The organism is Streptomyces sp. NPDC057623 (genome assembly GCF_042800355.1).
Lineage (GTDB): Bacteria > Actinomycetota > Actinomycetes > Streptomycetales > Streptomycetaceae > Streptomyces.
The window spans coordinates 295,460-317,408 of the sequence record NZ_JBHVGZ010000005.1; the positions used below are offsets into that span (position 1 = coordinate 295,460).

Genomic DNA, 21,949 nt, shown 5'->3' on the forward strand with positions numbered 1-21,949 from the left:
GGGAAAGGGTACCGAAGGGCCTTTGGGGGGGGAACGAGGGTGGGTGGTAGGAAAGGGGGGAGGGTTGGGTTCCCATGCGCCGCGGGGCAGGCGGGAATTGTCAGACAGGCCCTAGGGTCATGTCGGCGCGCAGGGCGGCCAGTTGGTCCGGGTGCGTGAGCAGGGCGTGGACGGCGTTGGTGATGAGGTTGACCGTGGTCTCGTGGCCCGCGACGAGCAGGATGAAGGCCATGCCCCGCAGTTCCTCCGGCGACAGCCGGTCGCCGTCCTCGGCGGTGGTGCGGATCAGGTCGCTGAGCAGGTCGGCTCCCGGCCCGGTGCGGCGCTTGTCCTCGATGAGTCCGGTGAGGTACTCGGCGAGGCTCGCGAAGGCGTCGTACTCGCTCTGCGCGCTGGTCGGCGCGACGGCCTCCGAGGACAGTTTGCGGAACTCCGTGCGGTCCATCTCGGGCACGCCGAGCAGTTCGCAGATCACGGTGATCGGCAGGGGGTAGGCGAGCGAGTCGACGAGGTCGGCCCGGCCCTGCGGCAGCGTCGCGTCCAGCAGGTCGTCGGCGATCTGCCGGATTCTCGGCCGGAGTTGCTCGACGCGGCGCATCGTGAACGCGCGCGTGATGAGGCCGCGCAGCCGGGTGTGCTGGGGCGGGTCGGCGACCAGCAGATACTTCCCGATCAGCTGCTCGTCGAGGAATGTCACGCCGATCCTGCTGCCGTCCTTGGCCAGCCGCGGGTCGGCGAGCGCCGCGCGCGCCTCCTCGTACCCGACGACGAGCCACGTCTCGTGGTGCTCGTCCGGCACCGGCAGGCGCACCCGGTGCACCGGGCCGTGCTCACGCAGGCGCGCGTACACAGGGTGCGGGTCGGTGCGGAACCCCTCTCCGAACTCCCCCAGGTCGATCACTTCTGCCATGACGCTCCCCCTCCCACCACCTCGACAACGCGCGGGAGCACCGGCTAGTGCCCGTCCCCCTCCAGTTCCTCCAGAAGTCCCGCGTCGTACGCCAACAGGGCGATCTGCACACGGTTGTTGAGGTCGAGCTTGGCCAGGACGCGGGAGACATGGGTCTTGACGGTGGCCACGCTCATGAAGAGCTCCCCCGCGATCTCGGCGTTGGCCAGGCCCCGGCCCACGGCTACGGCGACCTCGCGCTCGCGGTCGTTGAGGGCGGTGAGCCGCTCACGCGCGCGTGCGCGGCGGGTGTCGGCGGCGGCGCCCGCGGCGTGGTCCATCAGCTGCCGGGTCACGGTCGGCGACAGGACGGGGTCGCCGGCCGCGACCCGGCGCACCGCCTCGACGATCTCGGCGGGCGGGGTGTCCTTGAGCACGAACCCCGCGGCCCCGGCCCGCAGGGCGCGCAGCACCTGCTCGTCGGCGTGGAAGGTGGTCAGCACCACCACCTGCGGGGCGTCCTTCCTGCCGCGCAGCCGCTCGGTGGCGGTGAGGCCGTCGACCGACGGCATCCGGATGTCCATCAGGACCACGTCCGGCAGGGTGCGGTCGACCAGCGTCTCGACCTCGGCACCGTCGGCCGCCTCGCCGACGATCTCGATGTCGTCGGCGCCGCCCATCATGAAGGACAGCCCGGCCCTGACCAACGGGTCGTCGTCGACGAGGAGGAGTCTGATCGCAGTCATGTACCTCACGTAATCACGGTTGCGCGCCGTGGCGGGGCCGGACGGCGTGGAGTGCCCGTAAGGAACACCGCGCGGCCCGCAACAGGGCACGCCGGGGCGTCCGTTGAGCACCCCACGCCCGGTGCGAGGGGAGTCACCCCCACGGCAACCAGGCCCGCACGTCGAACCCCCCGTCCGGGACCGGACCGTGCTCCAGCCGGCCGCCGGTCAGCGTCGCCCGTTCCGTCAGGCCGATCAGGCCCTGTCCCGAGCCGGGAACGTGGGGCACCTCGCCCTCGGGCGCGGGATTGCGCACCGACACGGACAGGCCCTCGCCCGGAGCACCCGTCACCGTCACCGTGACCTCTGTGCCGGGCGCGTGTTTGCGGGCGTTGGTGAGGCCCTCCTGGACGATGCGGTAGGCGGTGCGGCCGACGGAGGCCGGGACGGCGGCGGGGTCGGTGACGCGCTGGTCGAGGATGACCTTCATGCCGGCCTCGCGGGACTCCGTGACCAGTGCCTCCAGCGCCGCGAGGGTCGGCTGGGGGCGGCCGGCGTCGTCGGACTCGCCCGCCCGCAGCACGCCGATGATCTCCCGCAGATCCTGGAGGGCCTCGTGGGCGCTCTCCCGGATCACGCCCGCCGCCCGCGCGATCTCGGCGCGGGGCGCGTCGGGCCGGAACTCCAGTGCGCCCGCGTGCACGCTGAGCAGTGTCAGCCGGTGGGCGAGGACGTCGTGCATCTCCCGGGCGATGGCCTCGCGGGCGAGGCGCTGGGCCTGCTCGGCACGCAGCCGCGCTTCCGTCTCGGCGCGCCGGGCGCGGTCGCGCAGACTCAGCATGAGCTGCCGCTTGGACCGTACGAACATGCCCCAGCCGACGGTCGTGCCGGACAGCAGCGCGGCGAAGAGGAGCGCCCAGCCGTAGGAGATGTCGGGGTCGGGACGCAGCCAGAAGTACAGCGGGGTCAGCGCCAGGGACGCCCCGCCCACCCAGGCCACGTACCGGAAGGGCCGGTGGACGGCGAGGGTGAAGAAGACGACCACGCCCGCGCCGCCCGCCGTGCTCGACACGAAGCAGACCGGGACCATGGCGATGGCGAGCCCGACCGGCCAGCGGCGCCGCAGCCACACCGCGGCACAGGCGAGCGCGCCGAGGACCTGGTCGACGGCGGCGACGCCGGCCGGGATGCTCTCCTTCGCCACCGTGTCCGCGGTCAGCAGACCGATGAACACCGCCAGAAGGAAGCAGAAGAAGTCGACCACCCAGTCCCGCGCGGTACGCCGGGGCCGCCCGGAGCGGCCGGGTTCGAGGTCGAACTCCTTCACCAGGGCCGAGGGCAGCAGCCAGCGCCGCACCGTGAACGCCTGCGGTGCGTGCTCCGACTTGTCACCACTCACGATCGACAAATCTACGCAGCGGGGGCCTCCGGCGCGCCTCCTGCGACACGATCGCCGACCAAAGTCGCGCCATCGCACACTTTCGGCGCGGCGGGCCACCCGGAACGTGGACTTCCGTCGGCCGTGGCACGCCCCACGACCGATGCGCGCGGGGGCCCGCGGGGCGAGAGTCGTGGCATGAAGCAGTTGCTGGAGTTCCTCGGAGTCATCGCCCTGGCGCAGGGCGTCGCGGGTCTGCTGACCGAGTTCACCGACTGGGACTGGGGTCTCGTCCAGCGGATCGGCTTCCTCGACGGCTACGGGCTCTACGCGAGCGTCGCGCTGCTCGTGCTGGCGGTCGCGCTGTTCGCGGCAGCCGGGAGCCGGAAGTCCGGCTGACCGGACAGAAAGCGATTCCTTCCCGCACGTGACCCGCGCACTGTGCAAGGAATTGACCGCGGTGCCCGCAAAAGCACGTCGTACTGATCCCCGCCGGATATTTCCGGGGTGCAATCCCCGGCCCGCCCAAGGGAATACGGGATTCCGGAAACCTTTGCAGGAACATCAAATTCCACAACGCATCGAATTGACCGAAGGTCGTCACCACAGAGTGAGAGCGTCATCACACAACGCAGCCGCACGGCTCGCCGGAGGGTTCATTTTCGCACCGAGTGCACCTTTTTGAGCATGCGCGATCTCTTTGTGCATGACACTCAGCGCACATCAACTCCGGCCGGACAACGTGATGTTGCTGACTGGAACCAGACCCCCGGTCAGGTAGCGTCGAAGTTCGAGGAGACTCCGACGGCGCGCTTCTAGGAGCTGCATGAAGGCGACAACCCTTGATGTGCAAACCATTTCGACACAGCAGCCGTCCGCCCTTGCCCTCAACAGTCGGACACCCGGTGAACTGGGCCTGTTGGTCGAGCGTGAGGATTCCATAGCCACGCTGCGCCGGCTGCTCACCGACACGGCCGCGGGGAGGGGCCGTGTCGCCGTGGTCCACGGTCCTTTGGCGGTGGGCAAGAGCAGGCTCCTGCACGGTTTCCTCGAGTCCATCGACGATCCGCGCACCCTGGTCCTGCGGGCGTCCGCCTCTCGCCAGGAACGGCAGTTGCCCTTCGGTGTCCTGCGGCAGTTCTTCCAGACCACCCAGGTGCCCAACTCCGTCCGGGACGAGCTGGACGACGTCCTCACCGCCATGACGCTGCGCGAGGCGAGGTCGGACCCCGCGGCGGGATCCTTCTCGGTCGAGACGTTCGGCGCGCTGCAGAGGATCTTCCGGCTCCTGGTCGACCTGACCGAGCACAGCCGGCTGGTGATCGGCATCGACAACCTCCACCACGTCGACACCCACTCGCTGTGCGGTCTGCTCTACCTCCTGCCCCGGCTGCGGGACTCGTGCTCGCTGGTCGCGCTCACGGACGACGTCGGCAGGCGGCCCACCAGTGCCCTGCTGCGCTCCGAGCTGCTCCAGCAGCCCAACCTGCACCGGATCGAACTCGGACCGCTGACCCCTGAGGGCACCTCTCGGCTGATCTCCCAGGAACTCGGCGGCAGGTTCGCGAAGGAGTTCGCCCACCGGTTTTCCTCGGTCAGCGGCGGCAACCCGCTCGTCCTGCAGAACCTGATCGGTGATCACCGGGCCGGGCTCGGACCCTTCCCCCAGGGCTACGGAAGGGCCCTGCTGAGCAGCCTGTTCCACTGCGAGCCCACCGCCATCGCCGTCGTACGCGCCCTCGCGGTGCTCGGAGACGGCGCCCCGGCACCGGCCCTGGCCCGGCTGGCGGGCGTCGCGGCCGCCGAGGCGGACCGCGTGCTGCGCTCCCTCGACAGCGCCGGGCTGCTCGACGCCAGGGCGTTCCGCCACGCCATGGCGGCGGCCGACGTGCTGGACGCCATGCCGGCCCAGGAGCGCGCGGAACTCCACGGCCGCGCCGCCGAGTTGCTGTACCGCGAGAAGGCACCGACGGTCGAGGTGGCCGGGCAGCTGCTGAACGCCGAGTCCACAGGGTCGCCGTGGGCCGGGGACGTCCTGCGGGACGCGGCGCTGCACTGCCTGCGCGCCAACCGCATCCGAGAGGCCGTGGCCCATCTGGAACTCGCCGAGCAGACCTGCGCGTCCCCGCCCCTGAGCGCGGCGGTACGGGCCCGGATCAGCCGGCTGAAGTGGCAGGTGGAGCCGGCCTCCGCGGTCCCCCACCTCGCGTCCCTGACGGCCGACGCCGCGGCCGGACACCTCGGCACGCAGGATCTGGCGGACCTGGTGTGGGCCCTGGCCTGGCACGGCGACCTGGGTACCGCGAGCCGGGTCCTGTCCGAGGTCCGCGACCGCAGGACGGCACGGCACGGCCACGAGGCGTCCGCCTTGCAGGACCTGCGCTTCTGGCTGACGTCGATGTACCCCGCGTACTCCGGGGAACGCCGGCCCACGGCGCGCGGCCTCGGGACGGGCGGCGATGCGCCGCGGCCGAATCCGCAGACGGCCGCCGCGGAGCTGGCCGACGCGCTGATCCGGGGGCACGCCGCCACCATCCGAGACCGCGCGGAGCAGGCCCTCAACACCGCCCGGCCCGACACCGACTCGCTGTGGAGCGGGGAGGTCGCGCTGCTGGCCCTGCTCTGCCTGGTGTACACGGACCAGCTGGAGGAGGCGGCGGACTGGTGCGTGCGGCTGCTGGACGACGCGCGCACCCGTGGCAGCGCCACCTGGCTCGCGGTGTTCACCGCCGTCCAGGCGGAGATCCTGCTGCGCGGCGGCGAGTTGCAGGCCGCCGCCGAACGGGCCGAGGAGGCCCTGGGACGGATGCCGGCCGGCAGCTGGGGTACGGCACTGGGGTTGCTGAAGGGCTGTCTGGTCCTGGCGAACGTCCGGATGGGCCGGCTGGACCGGGCCGCGGCCCATCTCGCCCAGCCTCCTTCCGAGACGATGCTCCAGAGCCGCTACGGACTGCACTACCTCTACGCGCGTGGCCACCACAGGCTGGCGACCGGTCAGGCCCAGTCCGCGCTGGCGGACTTCCTGTCCTGCGGCAAGCTCATGCACAAGTGGGCCGTCCAGGGCACGGGCCCGGTCCCCTGGCGCACCGGCGCCGCGGAGGCGTGGCTGGCCCTCGGCAAGCAGGACCAGGCCCGGCTGCTGCTCCGGGACGAACTCAGCAGGCTGCCCGCCGGCGGCTCGCGGGCACGGGGGCTCAGTCTGCGGCTCATGGCCGCCGGAGCGGCGGGTGCCGAACGGCCCCGGCTGCTGAGCGAGGCCGTGGAGGTCTTCAAGGAGTGCGGCGACAGGTTCGGGCTCGCGCTCGCGCTGGCCGACCTGTGTCTCGCCCACAAGGAGGCGGGCGATCACCGTACGGCCCGACGGGTCGCGCGCAAGGCGTGGCACATGGCGAAGGCGTGCGGTGCGGAGGCACTGTGCGAGGAGATCGCCTACAAGCCCGCCGACGGGCGCGCGACGCCGCCCGTCAAGGACGACCGGCGGACCATGTCCGCGCTCTCCGAGCAGGAGCAGCGCGTCGCCTCACTGGCCGGCGAGGGCTACACCAACCAGGAGATCGCCGATCAGTTGTTCATCACGACCAGTACGGTGGAGCAGCACCTCACCCGTGTGTTCCGCAAGCTCAAGGTGAAGCGTCGTCAGGATCTGCCGTGCCAGCTCGAGACGGCCTAGGGGGAGGAAACACGTGACCTGTTGCGGACAGAGGGCGGCCTCGTGACCGACGACTCAAGGAGCGGCATGGCCGGGCCCCGCACCTCTCCCAGCTCGCCGTGGATACGCCGCTACGCGCCCGCGCCCGACGCGCCGGTCCGGCTTGTGTGCCTGCCGCACGCGGGCGGCTCGGCGGCGTTCTACAGCGGGGTTGCCAGGACGCTGAGCCCGCGGGTCGACGTACTCGCCGTGCAGTACCCGGGGCGGCTCGAACGCCGTCGGGAGCCGCCGATGGAGAGCCTGACGGAGCTCGCCGACGCCCTCGTCGACGAGCTGCTGCCGTGGGCGGACCGCGATCTCGCGGTGTTCGGGCACAGTCTGGGGGCCATGGTCGGTTTCGAGGTGGCCCGGCGGCTGGAGGCCCGGGGCCGGGCGCCGGTGGCCCTGCTGGTGTCGGGCCGCGGCGCACCCTCCCGGCACCGGCGCGAGTTCACCGAGCGCCCGGCCGACCCGGTCCTGATCCAGCAGCTGCGCCGGCTGGGCGGAACCGACCCGCGTGTCTTCGACAACGAGGACCTGGTGGAGCTGGCGCTCCCCGTGCTCCGCGCCGACTACGAACTCGTGGAGAACTACCGGTACCGGCCGGGGCCGCCGCTGAGCTGCCCGGTGACCGCGCTCAACGGCGTGGACGACCCCAAGGTCACCACCGCCGACGTCGAGGCCTGGCGCGAGCACACCACCGCCGCGTTCGACTCCGTCACCTATCCGGGCGGCCACTTCTATCTCGTCGACCGGCCCGGTGAGGTGACCGGTGCCATCGCCGACCGGCTGGCGCGCCGGGCCGGATCGCGGCGCGGCGAGCCCTCGACCGCGGGAGCCACCCGTTCGGCGGGGGAGGGCACGGAGTGACGGTTCCGTCGCCGCCGCCGGTGCCGGTCATCGGCGGCTCGACCAGGCTCTACGCCGTGCTCGGCTGTCCGGTCTCCCAGGTGCGGGCGCCCGCGCTGCTCAACCCGCTCTTCGCCGAACTCGCCCTGGACGCCGTGCTGTTCCCGGTGCTGGCCGAACCCGGGGACCTCGGCGAGATCGTCCGCGGCCTGCAGCGGGTCGGCAACCTGGACGGGCTGCTGGTCACCGTCCCGCACAAGAGGGACGTGTGCCGGTACGCCGACTCGGTGAGCGAGGCGGTCACCCTGTCCGGCAGCGCCAACGCGCTGCGCCGCGAGCCCGACGGCCGCTGGTCCGCCGACAACTTCGACGGCGCGGGCTTCGTCCGGGGCCTGCGTGCCCGTGGGTTCGAACCGGCCGGCCGGCAGGTGACCCTGGTCGGTGCGGGCGGCGCGGGCAGCGCCGTGGCCGTGTCCCTGCTCGCGGCGGGCGTGGCGCACCTGCGGCTGTGCGACCCCGACGAGGCCGCACTCGCCGCGCTGGTCCCCCGGCTGACGGCGCACTGGCCGGGCCGGATCTCCGGGAGCGCCACGCCCCGGCTCGCCGAGGCGGACCTCGCGGTGAACGCCACACCGCTCGGCCTGTCCCCCGAGGACCCGCTGCCCTTCGACGTGGCCGCTCTGCCGCCCGGCGCCATGGTGGCGGACATCATCATGCGGCCCGAGGAGACGGCGCTGCTGCGGGCCGCCGCCGAGCGCGGCCACACCGTGCACCACGGGTCCCCCATGCTGGCCCATCAACTGGACTTCTACCGCGAGTTCTTCGGACTCGACCGCGCCGCCGGAAGACCGACCGCGGCTCCGGCGCCGGCGCAGTGACGTCCCCCGGCGCCGACCACCCGTCCGACCACCACTCCCCGCACCCGTCCCCCCGCTACAGAAACGGATCGCAGATGTCGACCGACACCGCAGTGCCCGCCGAGCTGAAGGACCTCTACGCGCTCTCCCCCGAAGCACAGGAACTGCTGTTCACCGAGGCGCGCACCGCCTACAAGTTCACCGACGAGCCGGTCGGCGACGACCAGCTGCGTGCGATCTTCGAGCTCTTCAAGTGGGCGCCGACCGCGAGCAACGTGAACCCGCTGCGCATCCTGTACGTGCGTACGCCGGAGGCCAAGGAGCGACTGCTTCCGCTGCTGAACCCGCCGAACCGGCCGAAGACCGCCTCGGCCCCCGTCGTCGCCGTCCTGGCGCTGGACAGCGAGTTCACCGAGCACGTCCCCACGCTGTTTCCCGTCTTCCCGGGGCTGAAGGAGGCCTTCGAGGCCAATCCGGAGCTGCGTGAGGACAACGCGACGTTCAACTCGGCGCTTCAGGCCGCCTACTTCCTGCTGGCGGTCCGGGCGGCCGGACTCGCCGCCGGCCCGATGAAGGGCTTCGACGCCAAGGGCGTGGACGGGGAGTTCTTCCCGGACGGCCGCTGGCGCTCCATCCTCGTGGTCAACATCGGCAAGCCCGCCGAGGACGCGTGGTCCTCGCGGCTGCCGCGACTGGAGTACGGCCAGACCGTACGGCTGGTCTGATCCGGACCCGAGGGGTCCGGCCGGGGCGTCACCGACGCCGCTGCCGGACCCCGCCGAGTCCGTCCCGCGCCGCCAGGACCGCCCCGTACAGCGAGGACCGCCCGCCCAGCAGGGCCGGACGCACCGGTGCCACCGGATGACCCGGCCTGGCGAGCCGGGCGGCGTGTGCGGCGACCCGCTCCACGTAGCCGGGGATGCCCGTGGCGAAGCCGCCGCCGACGACGAGGGCCGTGGGGCGCACCAGTTCCGCCACGCCGACGAGGGCGGCGGCGAGCGCGTCGCACCCGGCGTCGACGGCCCCGACGGCCCAGGCCGCGCCCTCGGCGAAGCCGTCGCGCAGGTCCGCGAAGGCCACCTGAGCGCCGCGCGCGGCCGCCGCCCTGCGCAGGGTGGCCGGTCCCGACGCCTCGGCCTGGACGCAGCCGCGGCGCCCGCAGTCGCAGAGCACGCCGTCGCGGTCGACGATCAGGTGGCCCAGCTCGCAGGACCCGCGCCCGGGGCCGGGCAGCATCCGCCCGTCCAGGACGATGCCGCCGCCGATGCCGGTGCCCACTCCCGCGTAGACCAGGTCGGCGCAGTCCGCCGCCCGCGCCTCCGCGAGTGCGGCGAGATCGGCGTCGTCGGCCCAGCACACCTCGGCGGCGGGGAAGATCCCGTGTAGTGCCGCCGCCAGGTCGAGGCCGGTCCAGTGCGGCCGGGTCGGCCAGGCGGTGACACGGCCGTCGCCGTCCACCGTCGCGGGCACGGCGACACCGACCGCCGTGGGCGCCCGTCCGGCACCGGCCGTGACCGCCTCGGCGTGAGTGCGCAGGGCCGCGAGGTCGGCCGCGTGCGTGCCTGCGGCGGGCCAGGTGAACGTGGTCTCGTGCGCCCGGCCGTCGGGAGCCTCGGCGCGGAGGGCGACCTTCGTGCCGCCGATGTCAACGCCGAGCAGGATGGCCGGCCTCCTCGTCGGTGAGCTGCCGCCCCAACTGCTCCAGCAGCTGGCCGAGTTCACGGGTTCCGCGGGCCACGCCGAAGATGTGGTAGTCCGGGCGTACGAGGAGGAACCTGGCCCGGGCCGAGGCGCAGAACGGCAGATAGACGTCGTCCAGGTCGACGGTCGCTCCGGGCGCGGGGTCCGGGTCGCCGGCGGGCACCAGGTGGACCAGGTGGGTGCCGAGTCCCTCCAGCAGGGCCCGCTGAGCATCCGTCAGGGCGGTGGCCGGGTCCTCGGTGCCGAGGAGGACGAACCCGGTGCCCACGACCTCGTCGAAGAGGCCGCTCACGCCGTTCCTGGCCACCCTGCCCTGGGGGATCAGCGACCCCGTGGGCGGTGCGGCGACCATGCCGACCGTGCGGTGCAGGAACCCGTCCCGCAGGGCGTGGACCACGGGGCGGCCGGGGGTGCGGCCCGAGGTGAGGGCCGTGTCCCGGCGGGCCGCCTCCTCCGCGTCGGTGACACAGATGATCTTCCCCAGCTGAACGGACATCTCGACGGTACGGCGCACATGGGAGCGGCGCTCGACGTCGTAGGTGTCGAGCAGGTCCGGCGTGCAGCGGCCCTTCAGGACGAGGTCGAGCTTCCACGCCAGGTTGAGCGCGTCACGGATACCGGAGCACATACCGGCACCGGCGAACGGTGGCATCGAGTGGGCGGCGTCCCCGGCGAGCAGCAGGCGGCCGTTCCGCCAGCGGTCGGCCAGGGCCGCGCGGAAGGTGTAGACGGCGTGCCGGGCGAGGGTGGCGTTCTTCGGGTTCACGTCGACGCGTTCGAGCAGCCGCCAGGCGGTCTCGGTGGTGTCGAGCTCGGCGCGGGTCTCGTGCGGGAGCCGCATGAACTCCCAGCGCCGGCGCCCGGGTCCGCTGCCCACGGCCGTGGTCGGCCGGGCCGGGTCGCAGATCTGCGTGTTGGCCGGGGTGAACACACGCGGCTCGTCCATGAGGACGTCGCACAGCAGCCAGTCGAAGGAGAAGCCGAGATCGGTGACGCCGACGGCCATGGCCTCGCGGACGAAGCTGTTGGCACCGTCGCAGCCGACGAGCCAGGAGGCGGTGAGGGTCCGTTCCTCGCCGTTCGCGGTGCGCGTGGTCAGGGTGACCTGCTCGCCGTCGTCGCGCACCGCGACGGCTGTGTGGCCGCGCAGCACGCGCAGGTCGTCGACGTGTGCGGCCCGGTCGGTCAACGCGGCTTCCAGCGCGGGCTGGTGGAACGTCGTGGCATCCGGCCAGCCCTGGGCGCCGACGGCCTCGAAGTCGATGCGGACGAGCCGGGTGCCCTCGGAGTTGCGCCAGTCGTAGGCGTCCACCGGCTCGCCGATCTCGGCGAACGCGGGGGCGAGGCCCAGGGCCGCGAGGGTGCGGGCGGTCTCGCCGTCGAAGACGGTCGCCCGGGGCAGCCCGTAGGGGCTCTCCCACCGTTCGACGACCGTCACCTGCCAGCCCTGCCGGGCCAGGAGGAGCGACAGCACCTGTCCGACCGGTCCGTATCCGACGACGAGGACGTCCGGACCGGTCCCGTCCGAGCCGCTTCCCCGCGGGCCGGGCGGGCGGCCCTGGGCGGATCCGGCGCTCACGGGGTGGCCGCCCCGGTGCGGTGGGCGAGGCCCCGGGCGGCGAGCCGGTAACCCTGCGCCCCCAGCCCGAAGATCACCCCGTCGGCCAGGGAGCCGAGGATCGACTGGTGCCGGAACTGCTCACGGGCCCAGACGTTCGACAGGTGCACCTCGATCCAGGGGCGCGGGAAGTTGGCGAGCGCGTCGCGCAGACTCCAGCCGGCCATCATGAGGGCGCCCGGATTGAGGATGGCGCCGACCACGTGATAGCTGTCCTGGACGGTCCGGACCATCTCCCCCTCGCAGTCGTGCTGCCGGGACACGACCTTCCAGCCGAATTCCGCGACCTCTTCGGCAACAGCCTGCTCGATATCCGCAAGAGTTTCGCTGCCGTATATCTCGGGCTCGCGGCGCCCAAGTATTCCAAGGTTCGGCCCGTTCAACAACAGGAGCTCACTCAAGACTGACCTCGATGCTTTTCGAGCGGTAAGTGACTCATGATGCTAGCCAGCCGCGTCGGGGCCGCGCAATGCCAGAATGCTGCTCCGACGTGCACGTTCGAGAGGTAGGGGTGATTAGGGGGTTGCTTGAGGGGTTGTGGAGCCATTCGGCCGCGTGAACCATGACCGCATGACTGACACCGTGCAGCGGAACCTGAATTTCCCGGAATGGCCTCAGTACGACGATGCAGAAAAGACCGGTCTCATTCGCGCCCTGGAGCAGGGCCAGTGGTGGCGTATCGGCGGCCAGGAGGTCGAACTTTTCGAAGAGGAATTCGCCGCTTATCACGGTGCGCCGCACGCCCTCGCGGTCACGAGCGGCACCCATGCCCTGGAACTCGCCCTCCAGGTGATGGGCGTGGGGCCGGGGACGGAAGTGATCGTGCCCGCGTTCACCTTCATCTCCTCCTCCCAGGCCGCGCAGCGCCTGGGTGCCGTCGCGGTACCCGTGGACGTGGACCCCACCACGTACTGCATCGACGTACAGGCGACGGAGGCGGCCGTCACCGACCGCACCCGGGCGATCATGCCGGTGCACATGGCCGGGGTGGTGGCCGACATGGACGCGCTGGAGAAGCTGTCCGCCGACTCCGGGGTCGGCCTGCTCCAGGACGCCGCGCACGCGCACGGTGCCGAGTGGCGTGGCCGCAGGGTGGGCGATCTGGGCTCCGTGGCGGCCTTCAGCTTCCAGAACGGCAAGCTGATGACCGCCGGCGAGGGCGGCGCGGTCACCTTCCCCGAGGCCGAGCAGTACGAACTCGCCTTCCTGCGGCACAGCTGCGGCCGGCCCCGCACGGACCGCTCGTATCTGCACCGCACCTCGGGCTCCAACTTCCGGATGAACGAGTTCTCCGCCAGTGTGCTGCGGGCCCAACTGGCCCGGCTCGACAGCCAGATCGAGACCCGTGAGCAGCGCTGGCCCCTGCTCGCCGAACTGCTGTCCGGCATCCCGGGCGTGGAGCCGCAGGGCGGCGACGCACGCTGCACGCGCAACCCGCACTACATGGCGATGTTCCGGATCCCCGGCATCACCGAGGAACGGCGCAACGCCGTGGTCGACACCCTGATCGAGCGGGGCCTGCCCGCGTTCGCCGCGTTCCGGGCGGTGTACCGCACGGCGGCCTTCTGGGAGATGGCCGCTCCCGAGGAAGGGGTCGAGGACATCGCACGGCGTTGCCCGAACAGCGAGGCGCTCACCCGGGACTGCGTCTGGTTGCACCACCGCACCCTGCTGGGCACCGAGGAGCAGATGCACGCGATCGCCGACGTGGTGGCCGACGTGCTGGGACGGTCATGACCCTGCGCGTCGCCGTGGTCGGACTGGGCTGGGCGGCCCGGACCATCTGGCTGCCCCGCCTCGTCGGCCATCCCGGCATCACGGTCACCGCTGTGGTCGACCCGGATCCGGTCGCCCGCGCGTCGTGCGCGACCCAGGCCGGGAACGCACGGCCGCTGTCGTCACCCGACGACCTCACCCCGGACCTGGCCGACCTGGCCGTGGTCGCCGTGCCCAACCACGCCCACGCCCCGGTCGCGTGCGGCCTGCTGCGCCGCGGCATCCCGGTCTTCCTGGAGAAGCCGGTCTGCCTCAGTACGGCCGAGGCGGACGACCTGGCCGCGGCGGAGGCGGCCGGCGGCGCGGTGCTCGTGGCCGGGAGCGCCGCCCGCTATCGCGCCGACGTCCGGGCCCTGGAAGAGCTGCTGCCGACGCTGGGCCGGATCCGCCACGTCGAACTGGCCTGGGTCCGTTCCCGGGGCGTTCCGGGCACGGACTGGTTCACCCGGCGGCAAGCGGCCGGCGGCGGGGCCCTGGTGGACCTCGGCTGGCATCTGCTGGACACCGCCCTGCCCCTGCTCGGGCCCGTGCGCATCGACCAGGTGGCCGCCGTACTCGGCCACGACTTCGTCCGGCACGGCGACTCGCGGGCGGTGTGGCGCGAGGAGCAGGCGCGCCCGGCGGACCCGGGCGCACGGGACGTGGAGGACACCGCACGCGCGCTGCTGGTCACCGACAGCGGCGTCTCGGTGGCGGTGCGGGCGAGCTGGGCCTCGCACGCCAGGTACGACACCACGGTGGTGGAGATACACGGCACCGCCGGCACCGCGGTACTGCGGTGCACGTTCGGCTTCAGCCCCAACCGTGAGGGCGCGGCCTCGCTGACGCTGCATCGCGACGGCGACGTCGTGCGCGTGCCGCTGGACGAGGAGCCGCCGGGGACGGAGTACGACCGTCAGGTGGCCGCTCTCGCCGCGCTGGTCGCCGATCCCGCGCAGCGGGGCAGGGCGGTCGCCGCCGCGCGCACGACCATCGGCGCCATCGAACTCATCTATGACTCCGCGCGGAAGGCGTCGGCCGGCGCGCGGAACTCCGAGGAGGAGCCCGCGTGGACAGGGAACTGATGGTCGAGGACGGCGCTCACGCCGTGCCGGACATCAAGCTGCGGGCCGTCGTGTTCGATCTCGACGGGGTGCTCGTGGACAGCTTCGGCGTGATGCGCGAGGCGTTCGCGCTGGCCTACCGGGAGGTCGTGGGCGAGGGGGAGCCGCCGTTCGAGGAGTACAGCCGGCACCTCGGCCGCTACTTCCCCGACATCATGGAGATCATGGGCCTGCCGCTGGAGATGGAGGGCCCGTTCGTCCGGGAGAGCTACCGGCTCGCCCCTCGTGTCCGGCTCTTCGACGGGGTGACGCAGGTGCTGGAAGCGCTGCGGGAGCGGGGCATCGGGTGTGCCGTCGCCACCGGCAAGAGCGGTCCGCGCGCGCGTTCCCTGCTGGAGGGTCTCGGGGTGCTCCCGCTGTTCGACCATGTGATCGGTTCGGACGAGGTGGACCACCCCAAGCCGGCGCCGGACATCGTCCTGCGTGCCCTGGACCTGCTGGGCGCGCGGCCGGACGAGGCGGTGATGATCGGCGACGCGGTGACCGACCTCGCCAGCGCGCGCTCCGCCCAGGTGCTGGCCGTCGCCGCGCTGTGGGGCGAGAGCGATCCCGCGCCGCTGCTCGACGCCCGGCCCGACGCGGCCCTGGACAGCCCGGCCGCACTGCTCGACTGGCTGCTGGAGGCGACGGCGTGAGTCCGGCCCGGCATGTCGTCGAGGTGGCGCTGGGCGACCGGACGTACGACGTCCACATCGGCCCCGGCGTGCGGGACGCGCTGCCGGAGGTGGTCGCGCGGCTCGGGGCCCGGCGGGCGGCGGTCGTCTCGGCCCGTCCACGTGAGTGGACGCCCGACCCGGGGGTGCCGTCGCTCTTCCTGCCGGCGCGGGACGGCGAGCACGGCAAGTCGTTGTCGGCCGTGGAGGACCACTGCCGCCGGTTCGCCGATTTCGGACTCACCCGGGCGGATGTGGTGGTCGCCTGCGGCGGTGGGACCACCACGGACACGGTGGGTCTGGCCGCCGCGCTGTATCACCGGGGGGTGGCGGTGGTCCATCTGCCCACCACGCTGCTCGCGCAGGTCGACGCCAGCGTGGGAGGCAAGACGGCGGTGAACCTGCCCGAGGGCAAGAACCTCGTGGGTGCCTACTGGCAGCCGAAGGCCGTGTTGTGCGACACCGACTACCTGGCCACGCTGCCGCCCCGGGAGCTGACCAACGGCTTCGGAGAGATCGCCCGCTGCCACTTCATCGGGGCGGGCGACCTGCGCGGGCTCGGCCTGGCCGAGCAGATCGCGGCGAGCGTACGGCGCAAGGCGGAGGTCGTCGCGGCGGACGAACGGGACTCCGGGCTGCGGCATCTGCTCAACTACGGGCACACGCTGGGGCACGCGCTGGAGCGGGCGACGGACTTCGCTCTGCGGCACGGCGAGGGCGTGGCCATCGGCACGGTGTTCGCCGGCCGGCTGGCGGGCATGCTCGGGCGCATCCCTGAGGCCCGGGTCACCGAGCATCTGGACGTCGTCCGGCACTACGGCCTCCCGACCGCGCTGCCCTCGGGTGTGGCCCTGCCCGAGCTGATCGCCCTGATGAGGCTGGACAAGAAGGCCACCGACGGCCTCGCCTTCGTACTGGACGGCCCCCGTGGCGCGGAACTGGTGACCGGCGTCGCCGAGACGGAGGTGAAGGAGGCGCTGGCCACCATGCCGAGAGACACCTGAGCCCTCCGGCCCACGCCCCCGACGGTTCCAGAACGCCGGGGGCAAAGCCATGCCACCACCGAACCCCTCGGGCCCACCGGCCGGCCCTGCGGCCCGACGGCACCAGGACCACTGGGGCAACCCTGCCACCCGACCGCGCCAGGACCACCGGGACAGCCCTACCGCCCGACAACTCCCGGACCACCGCGAGCAGCCCAGCGACCCGGCAACCCCAGGACCACCGCAGGCCAGCCACGCCGCCCGGCAACCCCAGAAACCACCCCCGCAGGCCCTGCCGCCCGACGACTCCAAGGCCGCCCCGCGCAGACCCCTGCGACCGAGGGTTGCACGACCACCCCGCGGCAGGCCCCCGTCAGGGAGTCAACCGATCCGCGTTCCCACCGCCTGGATGGACCAGTCGAGCACCGCCGTGAGGCTCTCCGGTACCGACCAGTCGTTGATCACGGCGAGCAGGGTGAAGTAGCGCTCGCGGCGCGGGTCGTTGGCGGCCTCCAGGCGGCCCAGGAGCCGGCGGCGGAGCTGCGGGTCGCCGGGGCGGCCGAGGAGGCGGGCGTAGTGCGCGGTGAGCGCGGTGACGACCGCGTCGGCCTTGGGTGAGGCCGGGTCGATCCCGGCCTCCAGAGCCGGGGCGACCTCGGCGCGCACGAGTGACCCGAGGTCGGGCTGCGGCCCGGTGGTGCCGGCCTCGCGCTCGGCCGCCTGGTCCTCGGCCAACCGCCTCACGACAGCACGGAATTCGGGGTCCTGGGACAGCTCGGCCAGCTCCACCCACGCCCGGACCTGCTCGGTGCTGGGGTTGTCCGGCAGCTCGGGGGTCATCGTGCGGCTGATCGCCGAGAGATCGGAGTCGATGTCACCGACGCCCCCGAACGTGGCGTCCAGGAAGTCGTCGATCAGACGCCGGCGTTCCCGCTCCGACAGCTGAGCCAGTTGGTGCATGAGGTCCATCTCCTCCGGGGTGGGGTTGCGTTCGGCCACCGCTGTCAGCACCGCGCGCCTCAGACGCAGGGTGCGGATCTGTACCGCCAGGGCTTCCGCGTGCGCACGGGCGACCTCGGCGAGCGAGAGCTCACGCTGGACGACCTTGCGCACCGTCGCCAGGTCGACCCCGAGATCGCGCAGGGTCCGCACAAGCTCCAGACGCGCGATCGCGTCGACCCCGTACAGCCGGTAGCCCGCCGGGCTGCGGTCGGTCGGCACCACGATTCCCCGGTCGGAGTAGAACCGGATCGCCTTGACCGTGAGCCCGGTCCGCCGGGCCAGTTCCCCGATCGGGTAGAGCGTGGTGCCGTCCATGCCTCCACCTTCATGTCTCCCCCAGGGGGAGACTCAAGCCGAGCCTCCCAGGCGGCCGCCCGCCCGGACACCCGCCCCCCGCCCCCCCTGTACACACACGGTGACGAAATTGGCTGAAGTCCGTCGTCGTCAGCCTGTCACGTGTCCGGCCGGACCACCGGACCCCACCCCCTTAGTGATCAAGAAACCTTCACCTAGGGGTCAATAGGGGTTTCGCCGTCAGAGCGCCTACCAGCATCGTTGATCGCAGCAATGCCATCGAACACGGGGGTGAACGGGGATGTTGCGTGCGGATTTGGTGCGCCCACTGCACGATCTCCTTCGGACGCAGAGCGAACGACATGGCCGGAACGTAGCGTTCCGCGACGACCGTCGTTCACTCAGCTACGAGGCTCTCGAAACCCGTTCCCGGCGGCTCGCCGGACACCTCTCGGACCTGCGGGTGCATCCCGGTGACCGCGCGGCCATGCTGCTCGGCAACCGGGTGGAGATGGTGGAGAGCTACTTCGCCATCGCCCGCTCCGGCGCGATCGGCGTCCCCCTCAACCCGCGCTCCACCGACGCGGAACTCGCGTACCTGCTCCAGGACAGCGGCGCCAGGGTCCTCGTCACCGATGCCTACCACCTCGACCAGGTACGCCGCTTGCAGCCGTCGCTGCCCCCGCTGACCGTCCTCGTGGTCGGCGACGACCCGGTGCCGGCGGGCTTCCTGGCGTACGAGTCGCTGGCGGCCTCGGAACCCACCGCGCCGGCGTACGACAACCTCGGCCTGGACGAGATCGCCTGGATGCTCTACACGTCCGGCACCACGGGCCGCCCGAAGGGCGTGCTGTCCACCACCCGCAACTGCCTGTGGTCGGTGGCGGCCTGCTACGCGCCGGTGCTCGAACTGTCGCCCGAGGACCGGGTGCTGTGGCCGCTGCCGCTGTTCCACAGCCTCTCCCACATCGCCTGCGTCCTGTCGGTGACGGCCGTCGGCGCCGGCGCCCGGATCGTGGACGGCCTCTCCCCGCAGGACGTCCTGGACATCTGGGAGAACGAGGACTTCACCGTCGTCGCCGGTGTCCCCACGATGTACCACCACCTCGTCCGCGAGGCCCGCTCGCGCGACTTCACGCCGTCGGGCCTGCGCATCGGCCTGGTCGGCGGCGCCATCACCACGGCCGCGCTGCGCAACTCCGTCGAGGAGGTGTTCGGCGCGCCCCTCATCGACGCCTACGGCAGCACCGAGACCTGCGGCTCGATCACCGTCAACTGGCCCACCGGGACCCGGGTCGAGGGCTCCTGCGGCCTGCCCGTGGTCGGCCTCGGTGTCCGCCTCGTCGACCCCGAGACCGGTAGGGACGTGCCCGACGGCGCGGAGGGCGAGGTCTGGGTGCGCGGGCCGAGCGTCATGGCCGGCTACTACAACCAGCCGGAGGCCACGGCCGAGGCGATGAAGGACGGCTGGTACCGCACCGGCGACCTCGCCCGCCGCGACGACGCCGGGTACTTCACGGTCACCGGGCGGATCAAGGAACTCGTCATCCGCGCGGGCGAGAACATCCACCCGGTCGAGGTGGAGGACGTCCTGAAGACGGTGCCCGGCGTGGCCGACGCCGCCGTCGCCGGCCGCCCGCACGAGGTCCTCGGCGAGGTACCGGTCGCCTTCGTGGTGCCCGGCCCCGAGGGGTTCGACCCGGCTCAGGCGCTCGCGGTGTGCCGGGAGCGCATGTCGTCCTTCAAGGTGCCCGCCGAGCTGTACGAGATAGGCGATGTCCCGAGGACCGCCTCGGGCAAGGTCACCCGGCTGCAACTGCTCGACGTGCCCGCCCGGCTGCGGGCCGTCGGGGACACCGACCAGGAGTCGCTGCGCCGCGTCGACTGGGTGCCCCGGCCGGCGGCCCCCGCTCCGTCTGGCTCCGCCGTGTGGGCCGTGGTCGGCGAGGAGACCGCCGCCCTGGCCGAGGACCTGGAGGCCGCCGGAGCCGAGGTCCGCGCCTACGCCGACCCGGGTGCCCTGAGCGCCGGACTGGCGGCCGGCGAACCCGTGCCCCAGGTGACCGTCCTCGCCGCACCGGCCGGGGCCACCGACGCCGAGCTGGTCCGGGCGGGCGTGGACCGCTGCGCCGCCTGGGCGGAGAACTGCCTGGCCGACGGCCGTCTGGCGGGCTCCCGCCTGCTGGTGACGACGCGCAACGCCGTGGTCACCGGCCCCGAGGACCGGGCGGACGCGCCGGAACGAGCCCCGTTGTGGGGACTGCTGAGGTCTCTGGGCAACACGCACACCGGGCGACTGGTGGTCGCCGATCTCGACGAAGGTCCTTGCGCCGAGGCCCTGCTGGCCGCCCTGGCCACCGAGGAGTCCCACTTCGCCGTACGGTCCGGCCGCGTCCTGCTGCCCCGTCTGGTCCGCGTCGCCATGGACCCCGCGCGGGACGCGGCCACCGCGTTCGCCGACGCCGACAGTGACGGTACGGTCGTCGTCACCGGGGCGGGGGCACCGCGCGGCTCGGCCCTCGCCCAGCACCTGGTCGACACCTACGGCGTCGGCCGACTGCTGCTGATCGCCGCCCCCGGCGACGGCGCTCTGGCCGCCGAGTGCCGTGACCGGCTCGTGGCGGCCGGCGCGAACGTGGTGCTCACCGAGTGCGATCTCGCCGACCGCGCCGGGCTGCGGACGGCCCTGGCGAAGGCCCCCGGCCCGATCCGGGCGGTGGTGTACGGAGCCGGTCCCGAAGCCCGCCCGGACATGCTCGCACCTCTGATCACCGGACTGCGCAACCTCCACGAGCTGACACACGCCTCAGCCCCGTCCTGCTTCGTGCTGTGTTCCTCCACCGCGGCCGTCACCGGCCGGGAGGACCCGCACACCGCCGCGTACGCCGCGTTCCTCGACGCCTTCGCCCACCATCTGCGGGCCCTCGGCGTCCCGGCTCATTCCCTGGGCTGGGACGCGGACGAAGTCCTCTCCGCACCGGACCGCCGTCGCGAACTCGCCGCCTTCGACGCCGCGCTCACCGTGGACCACCCACAGCTGAGCATGGTGCGGAGCACGTCCGACTACGACACCGAACTCGCCTCCGTCCTCGACGACACCCACATGGACCGCCCGGGCTCTACGCCGACGCCGACGGCTCACGGCACCGAGGCCCCCACAGCGGCCCACGGTGACTGGGGCCGCCTGCCCGAGCGGGACCGGGAACGACACCTGGTCGACCTGGTCCGGGAAAAGGCCGCGGAACTGCTCGCCGTGCCGACGGACACGATCGCGTCCGACCGTGCCTTCCGGGAACTCGGCTTCACCTCCGCCAACGCCGTACAGCTGCGCAACCTGCTGTCCGAGGCGACCGGTCTACGGCTGCCGCCCACCTCGGCGTTCGACCACCCGACCCCGCGGGCCCTCGGGCGCCGGCTCCACCGAGAGCTGTACGGGACCGGTGAGGAGCGCCGGCAGCCGGTCCTGCGCGCCGCACAGCCTGCCGAGCCGATCGCGATCGTGGGCATGGCCTGCCGCTACCCCGGTGACGTGTCCTCGCCCGAGGAGCTGTGGCGTCTGCTCGCCGACGAGTCCGACGCCGTCACGGAGTTCCCCAAGGACCGGGGCTGGAACCTCGACACCCTGTTCCACCCGGACCCTGACCGCCCCGGCACCAGCCACACCCGCGAGGGCGGGTTCCTGCGCGACGCCGACCGGTTCGACGCGGCCTTCTTCGGCATCTCGCCACGTGAGGCGCTCGCGATGGACCCGCAGCAGCGGCTGATGCTGGAGATCTCCTGGGAGGCCCTGGAACGGGCCGCCATCGACCCCGCCGCCCTGCGCGAACAACCCGTCGGCGTCTTCACCGGCGCCATGCACCAGGACTACGCGCCGGGCGCGGCACACACCGCGGAAGGTGTCGAGGCCTACCTTCTGACGGGCGGCGCCGAGAGCGTGCTGTCGGGCCGGGTCTCGTACTTCCTGGGCCTGGAGGGCCCGGCGGTCACACTCGACACGGCCTGCTCCTCCTCCCTGGTCGCCCTGCACTGGGCCGCACAGTCGCTGCGCTCGGGCGAGTCCTCCCTCGCCCTCGCCGGTGGTGTGACGGTGATGACCACGCCGGACGCCTTCGTGGGCTTCTCCCGGCAACGCGGTCTGTCTCCCGACGGCCGCTGCAAGGCGTTCGCGGGGGCGGCCGACGGCACCGGGTGGGCCGAGGGCGCCGGTGTGCTGGTGCTGGAGCGACTGTCGGACGCGGTGCGCAACGGGCGTCGGATCCTGGGTGTGGTGCGGGGTTCGGCCGTCAACCAGGACGGCGCCTCCAACGGCCTGACCGCACCCAACGGCCCCTCCCAGCAGCGGGTGATCCGGCGGGCGTTGGCGAGTGCCGGGCTGACCGGCGCGGACGTGGACGCCGTAGAGGCACACGGCACCGGAACGACACTCGGGGACC

The 21,949-nt window shown here is 72.6% G+C and carries 16 protein-coding genes and 1 pseudogene; 10 read left to right on the forward strand and 7 right to left on the reverse strand.

Features of this window, described 5'->3' with window-relative positions; genetic code table 11:
- Nucleotides 1-118: 118 nt before the first annotated feature.
- The 3 genes and pseudogenes from ACFU95_RS08475 to ACFU95_RS08485 form a co-directional block, all read right to left on the reverse strand.
- A pseudogene (locus tag ACFU95_RS08475) lies at nt 119-910 on the reverse strand (cytochrome P450); the annotation flags it as partial.
- A 44-nt stretch (nt 911-954) separates the two neighbouring features.
- Nucleotides 955-1,635: a response regulator gene (locus tag ACFU95_RS08480; protein WP_383823606.1), complete on the reverse strand. Its 681-nt coding sequence runs from the start codon at nt 1,633-1,635 to the stop codon at nt 955-957.
- Between the two features lie 133 nt (nt 1,636-1,768).
- Nucleotides 1,769-3,013 (reverse strand): sensor histidine kinase, encoded by a 1,245-nt coding sequence (locus tag ACFU95_RS08485; protein ID WP_383823608.1) that lies wholly within the window; start codon nt 3,011-3,013, stop codon nt 1,769-1,771.
- Nucleotides 3,014-3,190: 177 nt separating this feature from the next.
- Here ACFU95_RS08485 and ACFU95_RS08490 point away from each other — a divergent pair, with 177 nt between their 5' ends.
- The 5 genes from ACFU95_RS08490 (at nt 3,191) to ACFU95_RS08510 (ending at nt 9,111) form a co-directional block, all read left to right on the forward strand.
- Nucleotides 3,191-3,391: a hypothetical protein gene (locus ACFU95_RS08490; protein WP_383823611.1), complete on the forward strand. Its 201-nt coding sequence runs from the start codon at nt 3,191-3,193 to the stop codon at nt 3,389-3,391.
- Between the two features lie 448 nt (nt 3,392-3,839).
- On the forward strand, nt 3,840-6,662 hold the full coding sequence (locus tag ACFU95_RS08495) for a LuxR C-terminal-related transcriptional regulator (protein ID WP_383823613.1): 2,823 nt from the start codon (nt 3,840-3,842) through the stop codon (nt 6,660-6,662).
- Nucleotides 6,663-6,728: 66 nt separating this feature from the next.
- Nucleotides 6,729-7,550, forward strand: coding sequence for a thioesterase II family protein (locus tag ACFU95_RS08500; protein WP_383823616.1), 822 nt, complete (start codon nt 6,729-6,731; stop codon nt 7,548-7,550).
- Nucleotides 7,547-8,407 (forward strand): shikimate dehydrogenase family protein, encoded by an 861-nt coding sequence (locus tag ACFU95_RS08505; RefSeq protein WP_383823618.1) that lies wholly within the window; start codon nt 7,547-7,549, stop codon nt 8,405-8,407. The genes ACFU95_RS08500 and ACFU95_RS08505 overlap by 4 nt, the downstream gene beginning before the upstream one ends.
- A gap of 74 nt (nt 8,408-8,481) precedes the next feature.
- A complete protein-coding gene (locus tag ACFU95_RS08510) occupies nt 8,482-9,111 on the forward strand; it encodes a malonic semialdehyde reductase (RefSeq protein WP_383823621.1) in 630 nt (209 codons plus the stop codon).
- A gap of 28 nt (nt 9,112-9,139) precedes the next feature.
- Here the strand turns inward: ACFU95_RS08510 and ACFU95_RS08515 are convergent, their stop codons facing one another.
- The 3 genes from ACFU95_RS08515 to ACFU95_RS08525 are packed head-to-tail and all read right to left on the reverse strand — an operon-like array spanning nt 9,140 to nt 12,106.
- Nucleotides 9,140-10,108, reverse strand: a complete 969-nt coding sequence (locus tag ACFU95_RS08515; RefSeq protein ID WP_383823624.1) for an ROK family protein — start codon at nt 10,106-10,108, stop codon at nt 9,140-9,142.
- Entirely contained in the window at nt 10,032-11,666 is a 1,635-nt protein-coding gene (locus ACFU95_RS08520) for a bifunctional 3-(3-hydroxy-phenyl)propionate/3-hydroxycinnamic acid hydroxylase (protein WP_383823627.1), read from the reverse strand. Before ACFU95_RS08520 ends, ACFU95_RS08515 begins: the two co-directional genes overlap by 77 nt.
- Nucleotides 11,663-12,106 carry a type II 3-dehydroquinate dehydratase gene (locus ACFU95_RS08525; RefSeq protein ID WP_383823629.1) on the reverse strand — a complete coding sequence of 148 codons (444 nt, stop codon included), beginning with the start codon at nt 12,104-12,106 and terminating at the stop codon, nt 11,663-11,665. Before ACFU95_RS08525 ends, ACFU95_RS08520 begins: the two co-directional genes overlap by 4 nt.
- Nucleotides 12,107-12,275: 169 nt before the next feature.
- On the opposite strand from ACFU95_RS08525, the gene ACFU95_RS08530 reads away from it, so the two are divergent.
- From ACFU95_RS08530 to ACFU95_RS08545, 4 genes are read left to right on the forward strand one after another with little or no spacing between them, the layout of a single operon-like run.
- Nucleotides 12,276-13,442 (forward strand): DegT/DnrJ/EryC1/StrS family aminotransferase, encoded by a 1,167-nt coding sequence (locus tag ACFU95_RS08530; protein WP_383823631.1) that lies wholly within the window; start codon nt 12,276-12,278, stop codon nt 13,440-13,442.
- The gene (locus ACFU95_RS08535; RefSeq protein WP_383823634.1) at nt 13,439-14,545 is read left to right on the forward strand and encodes a Gfo/Idh/MocA family protein; all 1,107 of its coding nucleotides are present in this window, start codon (nt 13,439-13,441) and stop codon (nt 14,543-14,545) included. Before ACFU95_RS08530 ends, ACFU95_RS08535 begins: the two co-directional genes overlap by 4 nt.
- Nucleotides 14,545-15,219: an HAD-IA family hydrolase gene (locus ACFU95_RS08540; protein ID WP_383823673.1), complete on the forward strand. Its 675-nt coding sequence runs from the start codon at nt 14,545-14,547 to the stop codon at nt 15,217-15,219. Before ACFU95_RS08535 ends, ACFU95_RS08540 begins: the two co-directional genes overlap by 1 nt.
- Nucleotides 15,216-16,241 (forward strand): 3-dehydroquinate synthase family protein, encoded by a 1,026-nt coding sequence (locus ACFU95_RS08545; RefSeq protein ID WP_383823636.1) that lies wholly within the window; start codon nt 15,216-15,218, stop codon nt 16,239-16,241. The genes ACFU95_RS08540 and ACFU95_RS08545 overlap by 4 nt, the downstream gene beginning before the upstream one ends.
- A gap of 360 nt (nt 16,242-16,601) precedes the next feature.
- On the opposite strand, the gene ACFU95_RS08550 is transcribed toward ACFU95_RS08545, so the two are convergent.
- On the reverse strand, nt 16,602-17,537 hold the full coding sequence (locus ACFU95_RS08550) for a MerR family transcriptional regulator (RefSeq protein WP_383823638.1): 936 nt from the start codon (nt 17,535-17,537) through the stop codon (nt 16,602-16,604).
- Nucleotides 17,538-17,817: 280 nt separating this feature from the next.
- Here ACFU95_RS08550 and ACFU95_RS08555 point away from each other — a divergent pair.
- Nucleotides 17,818-21,949: beta-ketoacyl synthase N-terminal-like domain-containing protein (locus tag ACFU95_RS08555; protein ID WP_383823641.1), on the forward strand; the 4,132-nt coding region annotated here is incomplete at its 3' end.

Bases quoted from the DNA above. Each gene is read 5' to 3' on its own strand.
- ACFU95_RS08530 (WP_383823631.1), top strand. From the start codon at position 12,276: ATGACTGACACCGTGCAGCGGAACCTGAATTTCCCGGAATGGCCTCAG.
- ACFU95_RS08480 (WP_383823606.1), bottom strand. From the start codon at position 1,635: ATGACTGCGATCAGACTCCTCCTCGTCGACGACGACCCGTTGGTCAGG.
- ACFU95_RS08500 (WP_383823616.1), top strand. From the start codon at position 6,729: ATGGCCGGGCCCCGCACCTCTCCCAGCTCGCCGTGGATACGCCGCTAC.
- ACFU95_RS08490 (WP_383823611.1), top strand. From the start codon at position 3,191: ATGAAGCAGTTGCTGGAGTTCCTCGGAGTCATCGCCCTGGCGCAGGGC.
- ACFU95_RS08540 (WP_383823673.1), top strand. From the start codon at position 14,545: ATGGTCGAGGACGGCGCTCACGCCGTGCCGGACATCAAGCTGCGGGCC.
- ACFU95_RS08550 (WP_383823638.1), bottom strand. From the start codon at position 17,537: ATGGACGGCACCACGCTCTACCCGATCGGGGAACTGGCCCGGCGGACC.
- ACFU95_RS08510 (WP_383823621.1), top strand. From the start codon at position 8,482: ATGTCGACCGACACCGCAGTGCCCGCCGAGCTGAAGGACCTCTACGCG.
- ACFU95_RS08535 (WP_383823634.1), top strand. From the start codon at position 13,439: ATGACCCTGCGCGTCGCCGTGGTCGGACTGGGCTGGGCGGCCCGGACC.